A 6,565-nucleotide genomic window follows, 5' to 3' on the forward strand; every position below is an offset into this window, starting at 1 on the left:
CCCTTTTCTGATCCATCCTGATGTACAGGGTTGCCCGTTTACCCCGCACCAGGGAGACAGGTTGTCATGAATGCCCGAGCCCATATTGTGAACGGCGCGGGCCCCGCCCCCTGCCGGAAATAACGATGATTTATGGGCCTATTTCCAATCTGCCCCATCAAATCATCGTGAGACCAAAGCTTCCTTAACCATCGAGGTTTGTCTTGAGGTTGCCGTTATCCAGCAATGTCTTGATGATTTCCGTATCGGAGTTGCCAAGGGTGGTGAAATCCACGCCGCTGAAGACAATCTTCTGCGTGATGCCGCCTCCCGGCCCGTCGGTCTTGATCTCGAGCGTCGAGCTGCCATTGATTGAAGTCCCCGGTGCACCACCGCCATCCCCCTTGACGAAATGCAGGTACTGGGAGGCCAGGCTGGCGTCCTGAGCCGTATTTGCGCTGCCGCCGACACCGATATCGAGCAGATCCGACAGGTCGAGCACATCGCCACCGCTGCCGCGAGTAAAGTCGGTAATCCGATCCACCGCCGGAGTGGCGCTTGTGCCCTGATCACCGCGCATCCAGGCAAAGGTGTCGCTGCCATCCCCCCCCGTAAGCAGGTCATTGCCGGCCCCCCCATGAAGACGATCAGCGCCTGCTCCGCCATCAAGCGTGTCGTTACCGGCGCCGCCGTAGAGACGATCGTTACCGGCACCGCCACGCAGGGTGTCGTTGCCGCCGTAGCCAAACAGGATGTCGTTGCCATCTCCCCCGGTCAGAATGTCATTACCGGACGTGCCCAGCTCAAGGTCGGCACCGCCCGTTCCCCCGACATTATTGCCGGAGACGACATTGATGGAGGTGCCCGCCGCACTCAGCAGCCCGGCCGTGTTGAGCGTGACCGTATGGTCACTGCTGTGCTGGCCGCTGCCATCGACCGTAGCGAAGGTGAAACTGTCGGGAAGCGGCTTGTCTTCGACCGTATGGCTGCCAAAGATAAAAAAGGATCGCTCGATATGCGACTGATCAGTCGGGTTGTAGGTCAGGGTGTTGGCATCGAAGACCCGGCCATTGAGGACATCCGCCTCCGTGACCTGTGTGGTACCGGAAAAGAGCGCGCCGTTGACCGGGATCGAGGTGATTACCACGCCCAGGTTCGAGCCGCTTTCCACATCGCTGAAGCGACCCTGGCGGGCAAAGTCGATATACACCACGTCATTGCTGATGCTGTTGTTGGTCAACATGACCGTGAAGTCGGACGCGGTCGGCGCATGATTGTGTGCGCTGCCGGTCACATGCACGGCAAGCGTTGCCGTGGCCGTTCCGCCATGCCCATCGCTGACGGTGTAGCTGAAGGTGTCATCGGCCATTTTGCCGCCCAGCAGTGCGCGGCTTGTGGGTCGCTCGGCATCAAGCCTGTAGGTATAGCTACCATCAGCGGCCAGCGTCAGCGTGCCGTAAACGCCATGGATCATCACGCTGCCGCCGGCGGTCAGCGCCGCCGTGCTGCCGGCCACGCTGTTGCCGACCCCTGTGACCGCCAGTTTATCACCGCTGTCGATATCCCGATCATTGGCCAGCACGTTGCCCGTGGCGGTGGGGGCGCCTTCGGTCGCCAGCCCCACGTTGCCGTCAGCGCCAAAGAGCGTGCCGCTGCCAAGGCTTGTCAGTGCTGTCGGTGTACCCAGAACGTGCGTATCCACGTTCATGGGCGTGGCCTTGTTGTCCGTGGTCATGATCAACAAGCGACCGCTGGCATCCTCGCCCAGCCCATAGACCTGCGCTGGCATGGTCGCCACCAGCGATATCGACCCCCCGGTATTGAGCGTACCGTCACTGTTGATGGGCAGTTCATAGACCCGACCATTCTGGTCCGAGCCATAGAGATGCCCGCCAACGTATTGCAGATCCCCCCCGGACAGGAAGGGACTGGCGGCCACCTGGGTCACTTTCAGCGTCAACGGGTTAATCTGATAGAGACCGGCATTGTTATAACTTGCCGCCAGCAGCTGACCACTGGGCATGAGCGTCAAGGCTACCAGACCCAGCGCACCCGCCAGGTTACCCATCGAAGTCGCCACACCGGTCGTGGCATTGATGCTGTAGAGCGTGGTCCCCCCGGAGGTGGTCGAAGAGCTCACACCGTAAAGCCGCCCGGGCGTGTTGCTGGTCGCAATATCTCCAAGGGTCGGTACGCTGCCACCCAGCGGGGTTTTGAGAGACATACTGGTCTGGGTGCCGGTCGTCAGATTCCAGGTCTCCAGCGTTCCGGCGCTGGTTGAAAGATAGACCACCTTCTGCTCGCCCTGACCGCTGACCGAGGCGTGATCGGCCATCGCGATCGGCGCATCGTTGACGCCGTTGACGGTGACGCGAATGGTCTGCGTCGAGCCATTGGACCCCTTCACGGTAAAGGTATCGATTTTCGTCTGGCCATCGCCCAGCGACTGGGTCACCGAGTTGGCGACGTTGTAGGTCCACTGCCCCTGAGCATTGATGGCAAGACTGCCCAGATTGCCCTGCGCCGGCGTCACGCTCGCCGGATCAATGGCGACCTGCTGATTGTTGCCATCCACCAGCAGCAGCGTATTGGTGGTGGTGAGGGTGTTGGGCGCCTGATCTTCCGTGACGCTGCCGCGATCGGGGTTGGCGGAGAAAACGGCCACGTTCTGGGTCACCGAGCTGGACGCCTGTCCGCCGTGAATACCGTTAGCGGTGGCGGTGAAGACCATCGGGATCACACCCACGAACCCTGCCGGCGGCAACAGTTTCAGCGTCGGCAGCGACCAGCCATCCAGCAGTACCGACTGATTGCTGGACGTGATCGTGACACTGTGACCGGCACCATCGCTGAGCACCGAGCCCACCGGCAGTTTGCTGGCCGAGATCGACAGCGTCTCGCTGCCGATCGTATCGGTCAGAGCTGCCTTCGGCGTCCCAAGCTCGATACGGGTACCGCTCATGCCCTGGTTTTCATGGACCGGATAAAAGCTGATACCGGCATTGACCGTTAGCGGCGAGAAGGCAAGCTGTGCCCCGACCAGCGTCTGCGGACTGCCGTAAAGTCCAAAATTCAGCGCAGAGAGTGACTGGAGCGCGCCGCCGTCGGTACTCAACCCGATCGAGAAGGTCTGCGAAGACGTCGAGGTATTGGCCACATACAGTTCCACCGGATAGTAGCCGCTGGCCTTGGGCGTAAAGGACACCGCATTATAGGTGCCGCCCAGCGAGGTACTGGCCAGCAGCGCCTGCCCGCCCACCGACAGCAACGCCGCCCCGTGGGCGCTACCGCTGAAGGTATAGGTGTGCCCTGCTTCCAGATAGATCATGCCCTGACTGGCGTAGGCATTCCCTGCCGCCACCGAAGTATTGAGCCCGGTCGACGCCGTCGTCGAAGTCGTCGGTGCCAGCGCGCCGAGGAGATCGAGTTCGCCAACCCCGACACCTGTGGAGGAGACCGTCGAGCTGGTACCGGTCAGGGTATCGCCTGTGCTGGTGACCAGTCCGCCCAGCAATGAACCACTACCGCCCAGCAGTGTGCCGGTAGTCGTCAACAGGGTACCGACACCACCGATGGCACCGCCCAGCGTGGTGATGACGCCGCTCAGAGTGCTGGTCAGCGTGGACGCCGCCCCTTGATAAAGCTCGGCCACCAGTCCCAGTGAGCCGCCCAGAATCCCGCCGGCACCGATGGCCTGATCCATCACCTGAATGGTCGGCGCATCGACGTTACCGGTCACGGTCACCGTCAGTGTGGTGGAAGCAGTGCCGCCCTGCCCATCGCTGACGGTATAGGTAATCGAGGTGGTCTGCTGGCTGCCTTCTGCCAGCTTCTGAAACGATGTGCCCGGGTCAAAGGTATAGCTGCCATCGCCATTGAGAATGAAACTGCCGCCATTGCTGCCGGCGACGGCGTGACCGACGCCACTTGAAGTGCCATTCACGGCACTGACGTTCAGATGGGCGCTCGCATCAGGATCACGATCATTGCTCAGGACACCATGCAGGGCATCGACGACCAGCGAATGGTCTTCATCAATGATGCCGGCATCCGGCGTCGCACTGACCGGGCTGTTGATGCCGTTGATCGTGACCTTGATGGTTTGCTCAGTGCCATCCACGGTATAGACCGTAAAGACTTCCTGCCGGGTTTCTCCGGCCCTGAGATAGCTAACCTCATTGTTGTCGACCTGATAGTGCCACTGGCCATCGGATGTGATGGTCAATGTCCCCAGGGTGCCGGGGGCCGCCTGGGTTCTATCAGGTACAAAGGCGCTTTCACCAGTATCGACATCAGTCAACTGCAGAACGCCCGACGTCGTGAGCAGCGTCGCCGTATCACTTGCGCCATCCCCGACAGCGCCACCACCGATCATATCGCCCGGACCAGCCAGCACGGGCACCCCACCCGTACCTATCAGGTTGATCGTAACGCTGTGAGCCTTGCCGGCAGCATCGGTGTAATGGAAGACCTCGGCACGAATTTCGCCCTTTGCCAGCGCTGGGGCACTGCCACTCAGCAGGCTATAGGCAAAGCGCCCATCAACGCCGATGGTGAGTGTCCCCAGAGCCCCCAGTGCCGGCACGGCCGCACCCGGGTTGAGCATCACGCCAGCCTCAAGCGTCAGCGATCCAGCCAACTGCAGCGTATTGTTCACCAGCCCATCAATGATGGGCTGACCGACAACCGTGCCCTGAGCCGTGCCCACCAGATTGATGCTGACCGAATGGGTGTTGCCCAGCGTATCGGTAAATTGAAACAGCTCGACCCTGACCTGGCCTTCGATCAGCGTGGCAAGACTCGACCGGTCGACCTGATAGCTGAAGCTGCCACCGCTATTGATCCCCAGAACACCCAACGTGCCAACTCCGGGAATCACCGTGTTGGGCAAAATACTCAGATTGAGAAGGCCGGAAAGCGCCCCGGTCACAGAATGAAAATCGTGGTGTGTGGTCTGCTCGGTTTCCTGCGCCAGCGTAACGACCGCTTCTGTCACGCTGCCGGTAGTTGTACCGGTGATGACCGGCAGATCGTTGGTACCGGTGACATTGACGGTCAGGCTCGTGGTACTGGCATTGCCCTGATCATCACTGACCGTATAGCTGACCTGTGTGGTCGCCGTCTGACCGGCCGGCAGATAATCAAAGGCACTGCCGGGCTGGAACTGATAGCTGCCATCAGCCGCAATGGTGAACTGGCCACCACTCGACCCAGTGACGACCTGACCGACACCGCCGGCTTCCCCATTGATGGCCACCACGCGTAGCGTGGCATCGTTACTATCACGATCCGTATCATTGGCAAGGACACCATTGGCAGCATCAACACTGAGCAAAACGTCTTGTGACGTACTGCCCGTATCAGCCCGCGCATCCGGCGGCAGGACGTCCACGCGATAATCGCGGGTGGTCTCGGCACTACCAGCATTACCGGCCGCATCGGTGTGCGAGACAGATGCACTGATGGTATTAGTGCCGGCTTGCGCCAATAAGCTGCCAGGCACGGCCACGCTGAACGCCCCATTCTGGGCAACAGTCGCGGCGTAGCTCTGACCACCTACCGAGATAGTGACGGTATCACCGGGCGCAGCATCCCCGGCTGCACGACCGGTAACTGTGACATCACCGGCTGCTTCGACGGCGTTGATCACGTCATTGCCGGCAAGGGTATCGAGGCTGATGGTCACTACCGGCGCCGCGGTATCCACGGAGTAGCTCGACGCGGCGTTGGCCGAGCCGGTATTGCCCGCCGCGTCGGTGTGACTGACGTCAGCACGGATCGCATCGTTTTGTGCCAGCTGGCTGCCAGGGACGTTGATCGAGAAGGTGCCGTCGGCGTTCACCGCACCGGTGTAGTTCTGCTGACCGACCGTCAGGGTCACGGTGTCGCCGGCAGCGTATTCACCGCTGACCGAGCCGGTCACCGGAATATCGCGACCGGACTCATCGGCGTTGACGATGTTGTCACCGGCAACGGTGTCGAGCTGGATGGCCAGCGCCGGCGGCGTGGTGTCGACGCTATAAGGGCGCGTGGTCTCGGCACTGCCGACGTTACCCGCGGCATCGGTATGACTTACCGAGGCAGAAACGCTGTTGGCACCGGCCGACGCCAGTACCGAACCCGGTACCGCCACGCTGAACGTGCCGTTTTGAGCGACCGTTGACGTATAGCTCTGATTGCCCACGCTGATCGTCACCGCATCGCCGGGCGCGGCATCCCCACCGGCACGGCCGGTGATGCTGGCATCTGCTGCCGCTTCGGCGGCATTGATCACGTCATCGCCGGCAATCGTATCCAATGAGACCGAAACGGTCGGCAGCTCCGTACTGGACGAATAACTGGCCGACGTATTGGCCGAGCCGATATTGCCCGCCGCGTCGATATGACTGACGGCGGCGTTGACGGACGTGTTCTGTGCCAGCTGGCTGCCAGGGACGTTGATCGAGAAGGTGCCGTCGGCGTTCACCGCACCGGTGTAGTTCTGCTGACCGACCGTCAGGGTCACGGTGTCGCCGGCAGCGTATTCACCGCTGACCGAGCCGGTCACCGGAATATCGCGACCGGACTCATCGGCGTTGACGATGTT

1 protein-coding gene is annotated in these 6,565 nt (G+C 61.3%); it reads right to left on the minus strand.

Translation table 11 applies throughout. From position 1 onward, the window contains the following. Positions 1-184 precede the first annotated feature (184 nt). Positions 185-6,565: VCBS domain-containing protein (locus tag KSP9073_RS09860; protein WP_114403754.1), on the minus strand; the 6,381-nt coding region annotated here is incomplete at its 5' end.

Origin of the sequence: Kushneria phyllosphaerae (genome assembly GCF_900312995.1) — a bacterium.
Classification (GTDB): domain Bacteria; phylum Pseudomonadota; class Gammaproteobacteria; order Pseudomonadales; family Halomonadaceae; genus Kushneria; species Kushneria phyllosphaerae.